Annotated in this window: 13 protein-coding genes and 3 tRNA genes; 8 read left to right on the forward strand and 8 right to left on the reverse strand. The window is 61.6% G+C overall.

Annotated features, from left to right (window positions below; translation table 11 throughout):
* Positions 1-350 precede the first annotated feature (350 nt).
* Positions 351-424 (reverse strand) — tRNA-Gly (locus CO670_RS06475).
* 24 nt (positions 425-448) lie between these two features.
* A tRNA-Tyr gene (locus CO670_RS06480) sits at positions 449-533 on the reverse strand.
* 201 nt (positions 534-734) lie between these two features.
* Between CO670_RS06480 and rlmB the strand changes: the two genes are divergently transcribed.
* Together rlmB and CO670_RS06490 are read left to right on the forward strand one after the other, a co-directional pair.
* Positions 735-1,625 carry a 23S rRNA (guanosine(2251)-2'-O)-methyltransferase RlmB gene (gene rlmB / locus CO670_RS06485; protein WP_097589508.1) on the forward strand — a complete coding sequence of 297 codons (891 nt, stop codon included), beginning with the start codon at positions 735-737 and terminating at the stop codon, positions 1,623-1,625.
* 38 nt (positions 1,626-1,663) lie between these two features.
* Positions 1,664-2,356 (forward strand): AprI/Inh family metalloprotease inhibitor, encoded by a 693-nt coding sequence (locus CO670_RS06490; protein ID WP_097589509.1) that lies wholly within the window; start codon positions 1,664-1,666, stop codon positions 2,354-2,356.
* Positions 2,357-2,363: 7 nt separating this feature from the next.
* Here the strand turns inward: CO670_RS06490 and CO670_RS06495 are convergent, their stop codons facing one another.
* Positions 2,364-3,104, reverse strand: coding sequence for a hypothetical protein (locus CO670_RS06495; protein ID WP_097589510.1), 741 nt, complete (start codon positions 3,102-3,104; stop codon positions 2,364-2,366).
* On the opposite strand from CO670_RS06495, the gene CO670_RS32470 reads away from it, so the two are divergent.
* Positions 3,076-3,471, forward strand: a complete 396-nt coding sequence (locus CO670_RS32470) for a hypothetical protein (RefSeq protein WP_141502241.1) — start codon at positions 3,076-3,078, stop codon at positions 3,469-3,471. The genes CO670_RS06495 and CO670_RS32470 overlap by 29 nt on opposite strands.
* Positions 3,472-3,535: 64 nt before the next feature.
* Positions 3,536-3,673 carry a hypothetical protein gene (locus CO670_RS32885; protein ID WP_176538881.1) on the forward strand — a complete coding sequence of 46 codons (138 nt, stop codon included), beginning with the start codon at positions 3,536-3,538 and terminating at the stop codon, positions 3,671-3,673.
* Between the two features lie 26 nt (positions 3,674-3,699).
* Here the strand turns inward: CO670_RS32885 and CO670_RS06505 are convergent, their stop codons facing one another.
* Positions 3,700-4,014 carry a hypothetical protein gene (locus CO670_RS06505; RefSeq protein ID WP_097589718.1) on the reverse strand — a complete coding sequence of 105 codons (315 nt, stop codon included), beginning with the start codon at positions 4,012-4,014 and terminating at the stop codon, positions 3,700-3,702.
* Between the two features lie 114 nt (positions 4,015-4,128).
* Positions 4,129-4,204 (reverse strand) — tRNA-Thr (locus CO670_RS06510).
* A gap of 157 nt (positions 4,205-4,361) precedes the next feature.
* Between CO670_RS06510 and CO670_RS06515 the strand changes: the two genes are divergently transcribed.
* The 3 genes from CO670_RS06515 to CO670_RS06525 are packed head-to-tail and all read left to right on the forward strand — an operon-like array spanning position 4,362 to position 6,688.
* Positions 4,362-5,135, forward strand: a complete 774-nt coding sequence (locus tag CO670_RS06515) for an NAD kinase (RefSeq protein WP_097589512.1) — start codon at positions 4,362-4,364, stop codon at positions 5,133-5,135.
* A gap of 4 nt (positions 5,136-5,139) precedes the next feature.
* Positions 5,140-5,649, forward strand: a complete 510-nt coding sequence (locus CO670_RS06520) for a hypothetical protein (RefSeq protein ID WP_097589513.1) — start codon at positions 5,140-5,142, stop codon at positions 5,647-5,649.
* A gap of 25 nt (positions 5,650-5,674) precedes the next feature.
* On the forward strand, positions 5,675-6,688 hold the full coding sequence (locus tag CO670_RS06525; protein ID WP_097589514.1) for a dienelactone hydrolase: 1,014 nt from the start codon (positions 5,675-5,677) through the stop codon (positions 6,686-6,688).
* A 54-nt stretch (positions 6,689-6,742) separates the two neighbouring features.
* Here the strand turns inward: CO670_RS06525 and prfB are convergent.
* The 3 genes from prfB to CO670_RS06540 all read right to left on the reverse strand — a co-directional run bounded on the left by prfB (position 6,743) and on the right by CO670_RS06540 (position 12,051).
* Positions 6,743-7,874 (reverse strand): peptide chain release factor 2 gene (gene prfB / locus CO670_RS06530; protein WP_176538882.1). Its coding sequence is split into 2 segments (ribosomal slippage): positions 6,743-7,804 and positions 7,806-7,874, totalling 1,131 coding nucleotides; the frame shifts between segments, so codons are not numbered across the junction.
* A gap of 101 nt (positions 7,875-7,975) precedes the next feature.
* Positions 7,976-10,435, reverse strand: coding sequence for a penicillin-binding protein 1A (locus CO670_RS06535; protein WP_097589516.1), 2,460 nt, complete (start codon positions 10,433-10,435; stop codon positions 7,976-7,978).
* Between the two features lie 356 nt (positions 10,436-10,791).
* Positions 10,792-12,051, reverse strand: a complete 1,260-nt coding sequence (locus CO670_RS06540; protein ID WP_097589517.1) for an N-acetylmuramoyl-L-alanine amidase — start codon at positions 12,049-12,051, stop codon at positions 10,792-10,794.
* Positions 12,052-12,672: 621 nt separating this feature from the next.
* On the opposite strand from CO670_RS06540, the gene CO670_RS06545 reads away from it, so the two are divergent.
* On the forward strand, positions 12,673-15,546 hold the full coding sequence (locus CO670_RS06545) for a ribonuclease E/G (protein WP_097589518.1): 2,874 nt from the start codon (positions 12,673-12,675) through the stop codon (positions 15,544-15,546).
* Positions 15,547-15,643: the final 97 nt, after the last annotated feature.

Consider the following 15,643-nt stretch of genomic DNA (forward strand, 5'->3'; position numbering starts at 1 on the left):
TGCGGCTTGTTGCGCTCAAACTTACTCTTTGCCATTTGAATGCTTCCTGTGAACGAAATGGTGGCCCCGGCGAACCGGTTTAGTGCCGCCGTTTAAGGCTTTCGGCGAAATTGCGCAAGACTTAATTGCAGACGCCATTCTTGGCGTGACAGCGCATATGGGAGACAATTCGCCGCCTGCAAGGCGATTCGCCGAAGCCTCCTCGAAAATCGCTGAAATCCCGAAGAAAAATGAATGGATCGCGCGTTTTCGGCAGGCAGGCGACAGCCCTTCCCGGCCTCTTCAGCGCCAGGCTAAAAATATCTGCGCAGATCGCAGCGGCAATCGTCTAGACCGGTTTAAAGGGAAGCTGGAGCGGGTAGCGGGAATCGAACCCGCGTATTCAGCTTGGAAGGCTGCTGCTCTACCATTGAGCTATACCCGCGGGATGGTCAGATCCGATGACGAATGGTGGAGAGAGTTGGATTTGAACCAACGTAGGCTGAGCCAACGGATTTACAGTCCGTCCCCTTTAACCACTCGGGCATCTCTCCAGTTTTCGTCCGGATCTTGAAGACCAAGTTCGTCAGACTTCGAAGCGTTGCCGCCGTCGTCTGCGCCGCGTATATGACCGGACCATTTCAGTCTGTCAACACGATGACAATAGAAAAAACACGAAAAATTTCATTCGCCGCCGAAAGCCCGCACATGAAAGAAAGCCTATGCGACGGCCAGCGCCCTGGCTATAAAGCCGCATGAGCAAAGACAAGAAATTTGGCGGCAAGACCGTCACAGACCCATCCGCCAAGGATACGCACTACGCCAATCTTCGGCGAGCCCACCGCGACGCCAAGCGTGAGCGCGGCGAGATCCCGACGCCGCAGCCACAAAAGCGCAAGCGCGGAGCTGAAGACTGGAAGCCGCCGGCCCTCGCCCCCGATCAGGTTCATCTCTATGGCCTGCATACGGTGCGCGCGGCGCTCGACAATCCCGAGCGCAAGAAGATCAAGCTGTTTACGACGCAGAATGCGCTTGCCCGGCTCGAAATCGATGTCGAGGCGCTCGGCATTCCCGTCGAGGTCGTCTCGCCGCAGGAGATCGACAAGGTCCTCGGCCCCGACGCGATCCATCAGGGCGTGATGCTGGAAACACGGCCGCTTCCGGTGCGCCGGCTGGAAGCGCTGAAGGACAGTCCTCTCCTGCTCGTCCTCGACCAGGTCACCGATCCGCACAATGTCGGCGCGATCATGCGCTCGGCCGTCGCCTTCAATGCCGGCGCGGTCATCACTACCCAGAGACATAGCCCGACCGAGTCCGGCGTGCTCGCCAAATCCGCCTCCGGCGCGCTGGAACTGATACCTTATATACAGATCACCAATCTCGCCGATGCGCTCGGTGAATTGCACAAGCTCGGCTTCTCCACCATCGGCCTCGATTCGGAAGGACCGGCGCCGCTCGAAGGCACCTTCTCCGGCGAGAAGGTGGCGCTGGTGCTCGGCTCAGAGGGCAAGGGACTGCGGCAGAAGACGCGCGAGACCGTCGGCGCGCTTGCCCGCCTCGACATGCCCGGCGCCATCAAATCGCTGAACGTCTCGAATGCGGCGGCGATCGCGCTTTATGCGGCGCGGCTCTACCTGAAGGCATAGGCCGGTCCGCAGGCGGGCCGCGACAAAGGGGAACTGTCATGATCCGTTTCATCCTTCGGCTCGCGGCTCCGCCAGCGGCGCTGCTTTTCTGCGGCATGGCCCACGGACAGGATATCGATCCAGATATTCTCAAAGCGCAGGCAGGAACCTATCTCATCGCTCCCGCTGACGGCGGCGCCGGATGCCGCATGACGCTCGAAACCGATATGGCGATCGGCGGCTACTCGCTTTCCGGTCAGGAAGCCTGCGCCAAGCAGCTGTCGGCATTCGCCGAAGCCGCTGCATGGAATTTCGACGGCAATGGCGGCCTCATCCTCATCGATCCCATGCGCAAGGTGCTCGCCCGCTTCGTCGAAAACGAGGGCTCGCCCATGAAGACGGAAGACGGCAAGCCGCTGCTGCTGATCGCAGCACCCGACGGCGTCGACCACCTGCCGACCGTCGCAAGCCTTGCGGGAGCTTGGACGATGCAGCGGCCGGATGGCGAAAGGCTCTGCGGCGTGACGCTCGACGGCAATGTCGGCACGGATGGCAATGCGCCATTGTCACTTTCCGGTGACTGCGCCGCCAATGTCGCCAAGCTCAAGCTCGCGGTATGGCGTATCGACGGGTTCGGCCTGACACTGATGGGCCTCGACGGTTCTTCACTGGGATTCGATATGCGCGCCGACGGCAATTTCGACAAATCGAAGCAGGAAGGCGGCAAGCCGCTTTCGCTCGTACGTCGCTGATCCTCGTTTAGTCGGGCGTCCCGCAGGTGGTCGGCCCATCCATCGGCCGGCGCGTCGTCTCGCCCGCGGCGTAGCCGACTTCAACGGGATAGACGATCACGCTCGGCAGTTTTCCGATCTCGCTGGCGTGATCGGGGCTGCGCTTCATTTCCGCCTTGTAAGCGGCGGAACAATCCGGCAATTGCTTCGGCGTCAGTCCGGTCTCGGCTGCAATTGCCTTGGCGCAGGCAGCGCCCTCCAGATAGAGTGAGCAGGACGCCGTGTAAACGCGGCGAAAATCGAGAGTCAGCTTTCCCTTCCCGCTTCTGATTGCGGTAAAATTGTCGCCATCCAGCGAATCGTTGAGCAGCCGTTCACCCGTTGCCGCATCGTAGATGACGAACGGCAATCCGCCGTTCCATCCATCCGCTGCACGGAAGAAGACGAAATCGCCGCTGGCGCCCATGAGATAGCCGGCAGTGTCATCCTCGATCACCCGTTCGCGCTCGTCGGTGCGCTCGCAAGGCGCATCGGCAGCCAGCAGCGCGAGCTTTTCCGCACCGACCTCGCCGAGATCGACCTCCTTGACCATAAAGCCCGGATAGCGGCTGCAGCTGATCTTCGGTTTCGCATCGGGATTGAGCTCATCCCGGGGCAGCGCCACGACGTCGACCTTCACCGGCTCGTCAAAAGCCGCCGCATTTTCCGAGGCCCCGGCAAAGGAAATAATTGCCGCAACGATGACCGATATCCTGACCGCCCGCCTCATCACAGCTCCCGCTTCCCCTTATTTCCGGTATCTCTGCCATGTTTCGATCTGCCTGGACAGATGGAAAGCGGAAGCCGTCAATGACCGGAGGGCGGCCGTTCGATACCAAGGATCTCCATTTTTGCCTTGGAAAGATGCTCCGGCGCATTATGATCGGGCGATGACCGATTACAGCAACCGACCAGAGGCAAGGAGGAACATCCGCCCCATGGCCATTCGACCACTGATTTTCGGTGTCCTCTTCATCGCGGTCTTCGTCGGGATCATTCTGAGTATCATCTGGGTGGACACAACACACCCGGTCCACCAGCCCGATCCCCTGTCGCCGACGGCGCCCGGCCCCGCGACACCGGGAACGGTGCAATAGCATCCGCAGGAACGCGGATGACAATCATGCGTTAATCCCGGAACCGAACGAGGATTGAACGCCTATGCGCATAATGATCGCCGTCGTCGCCTTCATGGTCGCTTCCGTGCTGAGTATCGGCATGATGTCGCCTTCCGGCGCCGGCCAGACCGGCAATGGCGACAGGATCGAAGCGAGCGTCAACGAACCCGTCACCCATTGAACCGAGAACGTCCGGTATCGTGATGCTCAGCTGCGATAGAGCCTGGGCATTTCGCGATGGCGATGACGCCACTCGCGCTCTTCCCAGCGCTCGGCGCGCCATGGCCGCCAATGACGGCGCTGATAGCGCCACTCGGACCGGCGCCAATCGCGACCATCGCGCCAGTCCCGGTCGTCCCGCCAGTCCCGGTCATCCCGCCAGCTGTCGTGAACCTGGACGATGCCGGTCTGCGCAGACACTGCCGGCCGATTGGCGGGCATGGCGTTTGCGGGAGGCGCGATGATGGCGAAAGCCGCGCCGGCGGAAATGGCAGCGGTGAGAATGATATGCGCGATCTTCATGGCTGTTTCCTCATTGATGATGAGGCGAAGATGCACTGCCACGGCTGAATTGCCGCTGAAGTGGTCCTTCAGGCGACGTTCATCACGGTTACCAGGCGATAGTACAGAAAAGGATGGTGCCCCCGGCAGGGTTCGAACCCGCGACCCCCTGATTACAAATCAGGTGCTCTACCAACTGAGCTACAAGGGCAATAGCTGCCCAACTAACAGATTCTGTCATTCTGTAAAGGAAAATCCGCTCTTTCGGGCAGCGATCGGCCTCGATCCAAAACGCATTACGATGCAAAACGTCCTTGTCGCGCCCGCCCTTTATCCTTTAGCTAGAGCAGCTTCACAAAGGGCATTGCATGGGCCGGTCATTTCAGACGCTTTCTTTCATAGCCTCACCGACGATGGAGGCGCTCGCCGCGCGCGAAGAGCTGATTCGCATCTATGGCGACGTGCCGGCGGAGGAAGCCGACGTCATCGTGGCGCTCGGCGGCGACGGCTTCATGCTGCAGACGCTGCACAGCACCATGAACTCCGGCAAGCTGGTCTATGGCATGAACCGTGGCTCGGTCGGGTTCCTGATGAACGATTATCGCACCGACCGGCTTCAGGAGCGCATCTGCACCGCCGTCGAAAACGCCTTCCGGCCATTGAAAATGACGACGGCCAATGCGGACGGTACCAACACGACGGCGCTCGCCATCAACGAAGTCTATCTTTTCCGCCAATCCTATCAGGCCGCCAATCTGAGGGTCGTGATAGACGGGCATGTGCGCCTGGAAGAGCTGATCTGCGATGGTTTGATGGTAGCGACTCCGGCCGGGTCAACGGCCTATAATCTTTCCGCCCATGGTCCGATCCTGCCGCTCGAAGCACCGCTGCTCGCCATGACCCCGGTCAGCGCCTTCAGGCCGCGGCGCTGGAGGGGGGCGCTGCTCCCGAATAAGGTGACCGTCGATATCGACGTTCTCGAGCCGATAAAGCGCCCGGTGAATGCGGTGGCCGACAATACCGAGGTCAAATCGGTGCTGCATGTCCGCATCGCCCAGTCCGAACATATGACGGCGCGCATCCTTTCCGATCCCGACCGCTCATGGTCAGACCGTATTCTCGCCGAGCAGTTCAAGGATTGAGACGATAACAATGCGACGGATGTTGATAACGACAGTTTTGCTGGTCGGATGGTCGGCCGCAGCCGTTCAGGCACAGGATGACATTCTGCCGGCCTCGGTGATTTTTGCGACCAGCACCGGCTACTGGGAGGACGACGGCAATTCGCCAACGGTCGAGCGGGCGCCTGCCGGCGCCGAGACCACCGCGAAGACCGGCGAAAAGGGCGCACAGCGCCACGGCTATTACAAACTCTTTGCCGTGCGCCAGCCGGACAGAACTTCGAAGATCTATCTGCAGCAGATTGCCCAGGCCGAGGCCGGCCCGGCGATCGTCTCGACCATCGAGCTGCAGGAGTTCAGCGATCTGAAGCCTTACGTGACCGATATACGCCCCGAGAATTCGACCGGCATCATCAAGCAGCCGGGGCTCTTCGCCACCGTCTATCTCAAGACCGACCCGGCGGCAGAGCCGAACGGCTGGACCGTGCTGATCGACGAATTCGGTGACATCACCGTGGAGAAGGCGACGAATTGAACCGTGCTTCAGAGGCATCCAAGAGATGAAACTGGGCTTTCGCGACGGCGTCCTCTACGACGAGAAACGGCCGAACTGGGACGCGGACGGCCCCAGGCCCATCAGCTGGTCGCTATGGTATCCCGCTGCCGATGAGGCACAGGAAAGCGATTTCCCGGAAAGAAGCTGGTTCAAAAAAGTGGCGGTCGCCCGCGATGCGCCCATTCGGCCGGCGGCCGGGCCCTATCCCCTGGTTCTTCTCTCGCATGGCACCGGCGGCTCCACGGCCGGGCTGGAATGGCTGGCGCGGCGCCTTGTCCATCGCGGATTTGCAGCGCTCGGCGTCAACCATCACGGCAACACCGGCGGCGAGCCTTACCGCGCCGAAGGCTTTGCCTGTCTTTGGGAGCGGGCGCCGGATCTCAGCCATATGCTCGACCGCTGTGATGAATGGCTGGGTGACCTTCGCGGCCATATCGATATGTCACGTGTATTCGCCGCCGGATTTTCGGCCGGCGCCTATAGCGTGACGCTGCTTCTTGGCGCCGTCGCCCGGTTTTCGCAGTTCGAGCCTGCTAGGCTGAAGCCGGGCGGTCCGCGCGGGCCTCGGGAATTTCCCGACCTTGCCGATCATATCCCGGCACTGCTTCGCAGCAGCGACGTATTTCGCGATTCTTGGTCGCGCATGTCAAAGCCTTACCGAGACGACAGGATCAAGGCGGCCCTCCTCTGCGCACCGGGCCGATCCGTTCTTGGTTTCAGCGAGGAAAGCCTGAAAGCGGTCGAGGCACCGGCGCTCATCCTCGTCGGCGATGCCGACCGGGCGGCGCCGGCCGAAGAATGTTCGTCATGGCTGCATGCTCGGCTGGACCGCAGCACCCTTAAGATCTTCGACGGCGGCCTTGGACATTATGTCTTCCTGCCGGAGGGTACGGGACTTGGCTTTGCCTTTGCAGCGGAACTCTTCACCGATCCGCCAGGCATCGAGCGCGCAGCCGTTCACGAAGAGATCGCCGATCTGTCAGCCGCGCTGTTCCGGAAGGCCAGAATAAGCACATAGCCAAAAGAAAAGCCCCGTTTCCGGGGCTTTTTCGTCTCGATCCTGCTCTAACCGTCAATCGACATCGTCGACGACCGCGTCGGCGGCGCCGCTGATGCGGTGAGCGAGAGCGGCTTCCATGAACTCGTTCAGCTCGCCATCGAGCACGTCGTCAGGCGCGGTGCTCGCAACGCCGGTACGCAGGTCCTTGACCAGCTGATAGGGCTGCAGCACGTAGGAGCGGATCTGGTGGCCCCAGCCGATATCCGTCTTGGAGGCGGCTTCGGCATTGGCAGCCTCTTCCCGCTTCTTCAACTCGGCTTCGTACATGCGAGCACGCAGCATTTCCCAGGCCTTGGCGCGGTTCTTGTGCTGGGAGCGTTCCTGCTGGCAGGCAACGACGATGCCCGTCGGAATATGGGTGATGCGCACGGCCGAGTCGGTCGTGTTGACGTGCTGACCGCCGGCGCCCGACGAGCGATAGGTGTCGATACGGCAGTCGCTTTCGTTGATCTCGATGTTGATCGAGTCGTCGACGACGGGATAGACCCAGATCGACGAGAACGAGGTGTGGCGACGCGCATTGCTGTCATAGGGCGAGATGCGCACCAGGCGATGAACGCCCGATTCCGTTTTCAGCCAGCCATAGGCATTGTGGCCCTTGACGAGCAGGGTTGCGGACTTGATGCCCGCCTCTTCGCCGTCGTGGACTTCCAGAAGCTCGACCTTGAAACGCTGGCGCTCGGCCCAGCGGGTGTACATGCGCAGCAGCATGTTCGCCCAGTCCTGGCTTTCGGTGCCGCCGGCGCCGGAATGGACTTCGAGATAGGTGTCGTTGCCATCGGCTTCGCCGGAGAGCATCGCTTCGACCTGGCGGCGCGCGGCCTCGGCCTTCAACGCCTTCAGCGTATCCTCGGCCTCCTTGACGATGCCTTCGTCGCCCTCTTCCTCGCCGAGCTCGATCAGCTCGATATTGTCGTTCAGCTGCTGTTCGAGCTGCCTGACGCCATTGATGCCGTCATCGAGCTGCTGGCGCTCGCGCATCAGCTTCTGGGCTTCGGCCGCGTCGTTCCAGAGGTTCGGATCCTCCGCCTTGTTGTTCAACCAGTCCAGTCGTCTTATCGCCTGGTCCCAGTCAAAGATGCCTCCTCAGCAGGGTGATAGCCTGCTTGGTTTCATCGACCACGTTTTCGATTTCAGCTCGCATTTTCCTGCTTCTCTGTATCGGTCTTATCAAGTGCTGGTGACATAGAGACGCCCGCCGCGGATGTAAAGAGCCGCGGCGGGCGTTCAAAATTCAGGCGAACCTCAGAAGAGGCCTGGCGTGCCGGTCTGGACGGCCTGATTGGCCTGCGGCGAGGTCTTCAGGATCTCTTCCGGCGCCATCGTGCTGTCCATGCCGATGACCGAGAAGCTGTCGGCCGGGCCGGTGCCGGGCTTGAAGGCCTCGATGATGGTATTCGGATCGCCATCGACGGCGGCCATGCCGGTCTTGCGGTCGATCGGGATGAGATTCATGCCCGCTGGGATCACGAATTTGGATTCCGGCATGTCCTTGACCGCGGCCTGCATGAACTCGTTGAAGATCGGCGCGGAAAGACCACCGCCGGTGCCGCCGCGCCCGAGAGGCGCCGGCGTATCGAAGCCCATATAGAGGCCGGCGACGAGATCCGGCGTGAAGCCGACGAACCAGGCGTCCTTCTCGTCATTCGTGGTGCCGGTCTTTCCGGCGACGTCGCGGCCGCCGAGGTCGATCTTGCCGGCTGCGGTGCCACGCTGGATGACGCCCTGCATCATCGATGTGATCTGGTAGGCGGTCATCGGGTCGAGGACGGTTTCACGGTTATCGACCACATTCGGCTCTTCCTGGTTCTGCCAGTCGCCGGCATTACAGCCCTCGCACAGACGCTCCTCATGCTTGAAGATCGTCTTGCCGTAGCGATCCTGGATGCGGTCGATCAGTGTCGGCTTGATCTGCTTGCCGCCATTGGCAAGGACCGAATAGGCCGAGACCATGCGCAGCACCGTCGTATCGCCGGCGCCGAGCGACATGGAGAGAACCGGCAGCATGTGATCGTAGATGCCGAAGCGCTCGGCATATTCGGCGACGATATTCATGCCGAGATCGTTGGCGAGGCGCACCGTCATCAGGTTGCGCGAATGCTCGATGCCCGAGCGCAGCGTCGACGGGCCGCCGACTTCGCCGCCATAGTTTTCCGGCCTCCAGACCTGACCGCCCGAAACGATCTCGATCGGCGCGTCCATGATGACCGAGGCCGGCGTATAACCATTGTCCATCGCCGCCGCGTAGACGAAGGGTTTGAAGGAGGAGCCCGGCTGGCGCATCGCCTGGGTGGCGCGGTTGAATTCGGACTGGGAATAGGAGAAGCCGCCGACCATGGCGAGCACGCGGCCGGTCTTCGGGTCCATGGCGACGAGACCGCCCTGCACTTTCGGCGGCTGGCGCAGACGATAGGAGGTCGACGCGTCGTCGCCGAGCTTCTCGACATAGACGACGTCGCCCGGGCTCAAGACGCCCTCCGGCGATTTCGCGGTCTTGCGGGAGCCGTCCGCCGAACGGAAGGCCCACTGCATGTTCTTGACGTCGATCGTTCCGCGCTGACGGTCCGCCGCAACCTTGCCGCTGCCGTCCTTGGACGGCTGCAGGCCGATATCGACGTTGTCGTCGGACACGGCGAGAACGACGGCGAGCCGCCATTCGGGCACGTCGGACAGCGCGGGAATATCGGCAAGCGCCTTGCCCCAATCGCCGCCTGCGTCGATCTGCTTGACCGGCCCATGGAAACCGCGGCGCTCGTCATAGGTCACGAGACCGTCCTGCAGCGCCTTGCGGGCGGCAAGCTGCATCTGCGGATCGAGCGAGGTGCGCACGGAAAGGCCGCCCTCATAGAGGACCTTCTCGCCATATTGATCGATCAGCTGGCGGCGCACGGCTTCGGCGAAATAATCCGAAGCGAAGAGCGAGGGACCGGTGCTGCGAGCGGTGACGCCGAGCGGCTGCTTCTTGGCTTCCTCGCCGTCGCTCTGGCTGACATAGCCGTTCTCGACCATGCGGTCGATCACCCAGTTGCGGCGCTCGAGCGCTGCCTCGGGATGGCGGAACGGATGGTAATTGGCCGGGCCCTTCGGCAGCGACGCCAGATAGGCTGCCTCGGCAACGGTCAGCTCGGTGACCGACTTGTTGAAATATGTGAGCGCGGCTCCCGCGATGCCGTAGGAATTCAGGCCGAAGAAAATCTCGTTCAGGTAGAGTTCGAGGATCTTGTCCTTGCTGTAGGCCTGCTCGATGCGGAAGGACAGGATTGCTTCCTTGATCTTGCGGTCGATCGTCTGGTCGGAGCTCAAAAGGAAGTTCTTGGCCACCTGCTGCGTGATGGTCGAGGCGCCGACCGGGCGCCGGCCGGAACCGAAATTCTGCAAGTTGACGAGAATTGCGCGGCCGAGACCGGTCAGGTCGACGCCCGGATGGTTGTAGAAATTCTTGTCTTCGGCCGAGAGGAAAGCGGCCTTCACACGGTCGGGAATGGCCTGGATCGGCAGGAAGAGGCGCTTTTCCTTGGCATATTCGGCCATCAGTGCGCCGTTGCCGGCGTGGACGCGGGTCGTGACCGGCGGTGCGTAGCTGTTCAGAACGGCATAGTCCGGGAGATCCTTCGCGACGCTGGCGAGATAGATGGCAATACCCGCCGCCGCGACCAGAAACAGGACGCAGGCCATTCCGAAGAAATATCCAAGAAGTCTAACCATATTTTCAGCTACCGGTCTCTTCGATCTTCAATCGGCGCAGCCGCAACGATTGCACAGATCAAGGCAATTTACACGTTGCGCGCGGCTTACTCCATGAGCGCTACCGCCACAAGCCGATTCCGCGCCCCAGGCTACGAAACATAAGCCGGAGTAACGGCGCGAATGTGAGCAAAATAGGGCTCCTGACGCCGCATTCACCGCTATATCAGCGTTTCATCAGGAGTGTCACATCCAAGCAACGCCCCTCCTCGCCGCCGGGATAACGCAGTTTGCTCGGAATTTGATTCAGCCAACTGAGTTTAATCTTTGTTTTTAAACGTCTTATCGTCTCAGAACCACTTCATGCCTGGACGAGGTCAGCCGCCATTCGCCACGACGGCCGTGCGGTATCGCTTCACCGCGTCGGTCAGGAGATCGGCGATCTTGCCGCGCCAGGTCTCGTCCAGCAGAAGCTTCTCATCCTCAGCATTCGAGAGGAAACCGATCTCGAGCAGGATCGACGGCACGTCGGGAGCCTGCAGCACGCGGAAACCGGCATGTCGGTGGGGATTGTTGATGGTGCCGACCTGGTCCTTGAAGGAATTCAGCACGCTCTCGGCCATGGAGATCGAGAAGGCCTGCGTCTCGCGCCGCGTCAGGTCGAGCAGGATATCGGCGACCTCCGGCGGTTCGGCGACCGTTTCCTTACCGGCGATCTGGTCGGAAAGGTTTTCGCGCTCGGCAAGATCGGCGGCGAGCTTGTCCGAGGCCTTGTCCGAGATCGTATAGACGGTCGCTCCGCGGATGTCCTTCTGCTTCAGCGTGTCGGCGTGCAACGATATGAACAGGCCGGCGTGGTTTTGGCGGGCGATCAGCACACGCTGCGAAAGCGACAGGAATTCGTCGTCCTGGCGCGTCAGGAAAGCCTTGATGCCCGGCTCCTTGTTCAGCCGGTCGGCCAAAGCCTTGGCGAAAGCCAGCGTCACCTGCTTTTCTTCGGTCTTGGTGTCGACGCCGATCGCGCCGGTATCGATGCCGCCGTGACCGGCATCGACGGCGATGACGAAATCGCCGGGGGCGGCCTTCTCAGGCGCGGGAATGGCGCTCGTCGTCTGGGCCGCCTCTGCCCGGTCATCCCAGGATTGCGTCTTGACCAGCTCGGCAAAGGCCTGCTTGTCGATCATCTCGGCATCGAGCACAAGCCGATGGCCCTTGCCGGCCTCGTCGGCCTGCACCTTGGCAAGCGCCAGCTTCACCGGCTTTGCAGCCGTCAGCACGATGCGGGCGCTTTCCTCATCCATCTTGCCGTAGCGGATGTCTTTGAAGAGGCCACGGGCGGCCAGATCCTTCGCCGGGAACCCGAAAGCGGTCGCCGGCAGATCGACGACGATGCGCTCCGGATTGGCGATGTAATGGACGGAGAAGCGCGGTTCGCGGTCGAAATCGATGACGATACGCGTTCTTGCGTCATCGCCGATGATGCGCGCGCCATAGGCGAGCAGCGGATCCCTGGTCTCGGCGGAACCCGCGACGGCAGGCAGGAGACAGCCGGCGACAAGCACCGCTGTCAGAACCCGCCTTGCGAATGTCGATCGCCGCGCTGCGGATTTCGCCGCGATCCGAGCCCTCTTAAACAATAAACCGCCACACCCTATTTATATCGCGATGGACCCGGCATGGCCGGAGCGCTCGCCCGAGAGCGAACACCTTCCGCCGCCCGCCGAATCGCAATCGCTTTATCCCCGATTCCTATGCGTTACGAAATCCATCAATATTATGGCACATTTGGCTTTTCCCTTGCTATTGTGACAGAGAAAACATACAACGCATTTTAGGGTAGAAGTGTTGACGGGATAGAGTCGCCGCAAGGCTGCCAGCCAGATCAGGACCTGGCGCCACATCGGTCATCGTCCGCCGTCTTATGCGTTTCAACCCAGAACTGGATCCTGATTTTCCGGCTTTTGTCGGAACTTCATTGGTGGATCAGCCACCACGCTCTCAGGGAGCACCCTCATCGGACCCGAAACGGGTCTTCGTATTGTCGATCACGCTTGGTTGTTGATGGTTTCGCAGCAGATTTTATCTGAAGTCTACAGGCCCCGGACCGAAATGGTTCCGGCTGCGGTCTGGCTGCTGCTCTCCTCTTCGCGCCAGGCGCGACTTTCATTATCCGGCGCGGCCACGGTGGACCGCATTCTTTCTGTTTCTACAGCAGTCGGGAATGCGCTCTCGCGGCCACGCCGAGGAGCACAGCTTACATGGCAGACAAAATGCTTATCGATGCGTCTCACGAGGAAGAGACGCGCGTCGTTGTCGTTCGCGGGAACCGCATAGAAGAATTTGACTTCGAGTCGCAGCACAAGAAGCAGATCCGCGGCAATATCTACCTCGCCAAGGTAACGAGGGTCGAACCCTCGCTGCAGGCCGCCTTCGTCGATTACGGCGGCAACCGTCATGGTTTCCTGGCCTTCGCCGAAATCCACCCCGATTATTACCAGATCCCCCTCGCCGACCGTCAGGCGCTGCTTCGGGCCGAAGCGGAAGAGCATCGCCGCGACGAAGATGTCGAGCATGTGGAAACCGCGCCGATCGTCGATCTTTCGACCCAGGAGCAGCCGGATGTCGGCATCGTGCCTACCGAGGCGCCTGAACCGGTTGCCGTAACGGAAGAGGCAGCGGCGGAAGAGGTTGCCGCAGCGGCAGAGGTGGCGGCATCGCCCGAAGCCGCCGAGGAAGCGCCGGTCAAGAAGGCAAGGCCGCGCCGCAGCCGCAAGAAGGTTGCCGAAACGACCGCGACCGAGGACGCCGTTCCCACGGACGTCGAAGCCGAAGGCGGTGCAAATGTCGACAACGAGGATGATGGTTCGACCGGCGGCACGATGGCCGCGATGGTGGAAACCGACACGATCTCCGAAGATATCGACACCAGCAAGCGTCGCCACGATGATGACGACGATGATGACGATCACGGCGAAGAGGAAGTCATCGAATCCGTTGGCGCCGAAGACGCGATGGAAGAAGTGCCGGACCGCGTGCAGCGCAAGCCGCGCAAGCAGTACCGCATCCAGGAAGTGATCAAGCGCCGCCAGATCCTGCTGGTGCAGGTCGCCAAGGAAGAGCGCGGCAACAAGGGCGCGGCGCTGACCACCTATCTCTCGCTCGCCGGCCGCTATTCCGTCCTGATGCCGAACACGGCGCGCGGCGGCGGCATTTCCCGCAAGATCACCAATCCGCAGGACCGCAAGCGCCTGAAAGAGATCGCGCGCATGCTCGAAGTGCCGCAGGGCATGGGTGTCATCCTGCGCACCGCCGGCGCCAACCGCACCAAGGTCGAGGTCAAGCGTGACTTCGAATATCTGATGCGCCTCTGGGAAAATGTGCGCACGCTGACCCTGGCGTCCACCGCTCCCTGCCTGGTCTATGAGGAAGGCTCGCTGATCAAGCGTTCGATCCGCGACCTCTACAACAAGGATATCGGCGAGATCATCGTTGCCGGCGAAGAAGGCTATCGTGAAGCGAAAGACTTCATGAAAATGCTGATGCCGAGCCATGCCAAGGTGGTCCAGCCCTATCGCGACATCCATCCGATCTTCTCGCGCTCCGGCATCGAGGCCCAGCTCGACCGCATGCTGCAGCCGCAGGTGACGTTGCGTTCGGGCGGTTACCTGATCATGAACCAGACGGAAGCGCTGGTTTCGATCGACGTCAACTCCGGCCGCTCGACGCGCGAACATTCGATCGAGGATACGGCGCTGCAGACGAACCTCGAAGCCGCGGAAGAAATCGCCCGCCAGCTTCGCCTCCGCGACCTCGCCGGCCTGATCGTCATCGACTTCATCGACATGGAAGAGAAGCGCAACAACCGCGCCGTCGAGAAGAAGCTGAAGGAATGCCTGAAGAACGACCGCGCCCGCATTCAAGTAGGCCGCATCTCGCATTTCGGCCTGCTCGAAATGTCGCGTCAGCGCATCCGCGCTTCCGTTCTCGAATCGACCACCCAGGTCTGCTCGCATTGCGGCGGCACCGGCCACGTCCGTTCGCAGTCCTCCGTCGCCCTGCATGTGCTGCGCGGCATCGAGGAATATCTGCTCAAGAACACGACGCACAACATCACCGTGCGCACCACGCCCGACATCGCGCTCTACCTGCTCAACCACAAGCGTCAGACGATCGTCGATTACGAAGCGCGCTTCGGCGTCGCGATCATCATCGATGCCGATGGCTCGGTCGGTGCGCAGCACTTCGCGATCGATCGCGGCGAGCCGGTCGAAAATCCGGTCAAGATCGAAAGCCTCTTCAACTTTGCAGCCATTCCCGAGGATGACGACGACGATATCGTCATCGAGGCGGATGAGGACGAAGACGAAGAGCTCGAGGAAAAGGCCGCCGCAACCGAACGCCCCGCCACGGCGCGCTCGGAAGGCGAAGGTGACGGCAACCGCAAGCGCAAGCGCCGCAGGCGCCGTCGCGGCCGCAACGGCAATGCCGAGCAGCCGGCATTGGCGGCAGGCGAAGCCGGCGATGAGGATGAAGACGGCGAAGACGAAGGCAGCGAGGGCGATGAAGCCGCCGCCTCGCCGGAGGCCCGCGCCGAGAACGAGGAATCACAGCGCCGCAAGCGCCGTCGCCGCGGCAAGCGTGGCGGTCGCCGCAATCGCGCCGAGGACGGCTCCGAACTGGCGGCCGATGAAGCCGGCGAAGGCAATGGCGGCGAGGACGAAGGCGACGATGTCTCGAATGACGTCGCTCCTGCCGAAACCGCAGTCGTCGAGACCGTTGCCGAACAGGCCGGCGAAGACCAGGCAGCAGCGGCCGCAGTCGAAGGTGCAGCCGTCGTCACCGAGGATGTGAAGCCCGCCCGTGGTCGCGGCCGCCGCAAACCCGCCGCAGCCCCCGTCGAGGAAGTGGTGGCTGAAACGGCACCGGCCGTCGAAGCCGAGCCGGAGGTGGTCGAAGCCTCCGCCGATCTCGAAACACAGGTTCAGGAAGAGGCAAAGCCGGTTCGCGCCAACCGCGAATCCAACATCTCCTCCTCCGAGCCGATGGTGAAATCGACCCGCAGCGAAAATGGCGAAAGCGACGACGGCAAGCCGAAGAAAGCCGGCTGGTGGCAGCGCCGCGGCTTCTTCTGAAAGCTGATTTTCGGACGTAAATGAGAGAACCGGCTGCGGCAACGCGGCCGGTTTTTTGTTTTGCAACGATGGCGAGATCGTCGATCCGGCCCGACCC

The sequence above is a fragment of the Rhizobium sp. J15 genome, assembly GCF_002531825.1.
GTDB lineage: Bacteria > Pseudomonadota > Alphaproteobacteria > Rhizobiales > Rhizobiaceae > Rhizobium.

Excerpts from the sequence above, each read along its gene's own strand:
- rlmB (WP_097589508.1), top strand. The coding sequence starts at position 735 with ATGAGCAAAGACAAGAAATTTGGCGGCAAGACCGTCACAGACCCATCC.
- CO670_RS06490 (WP_097589509.1), top strand. The coding sequence starts at position 1,664 with ATGATCCGTTTCATCCTTCGGCTCGCGGCTCCGCCAGCGGCGCTGCTT.
- CO670_RS32470 (WP_141502241.1), top strand. The coding sequence starts at position 3,076 with ATGACCGATATCCTGACCGCCCGCCTCATCACAGCTCCCGCTTCCCCT.
- CO670_RS06495 (WP_097589510.1), bottom strand. The coding sequence starts at position 3,104 with ATGAGGCGGGCGGTCAGGATATCGGTCATCGTTGCGGCAATTATTTCC.
- CO670_RS32885 (WP_176538881.1), top strand. The coding sequence starts at position 3,536 with ATGCGCATAATGATCGCCGTCGTCGCCTTCATGGTCGCTTCCGTGCTG.
- CO670_RS06505 (WP_097589718.1), bottom strand. The coding sequence starts at position 4,014 with ATGAAGATCGCGCATATCATTCTCACCGCTGCCATTTCCGCCGGCGCG.
- CO670_RS06515 (WP_097589512.1), top strand. The coding sequence starts at position 4,362 with ATGGGCCGGTCATTTCAGACGCTTTCTTTCATAGCCTCACCGACGATG.
- CO670_RS06525 (WP_097589514.1), top strand. The coding sequence starts at position 5,675 with ATGAAACTGGGCTTTCGCGACGGCGTCCTCTACGACGAGAAACGGCCG.
- CO670_RS06535 (WP_097589516.1), bottom strand. The coding sequence starts at position 10,435 with ATGGTTAGACTTCTTGGATATTTCTTCGGAATGGCCTGCGTCCTGTTT.
- CO670_RS06545 (WP_097589518.1), top strand. The coding sequence starts at position 12,673 with ATGGCAGACAAAATGCTTATCGATGCGTCTCACGAGGAAGAGACGCGC.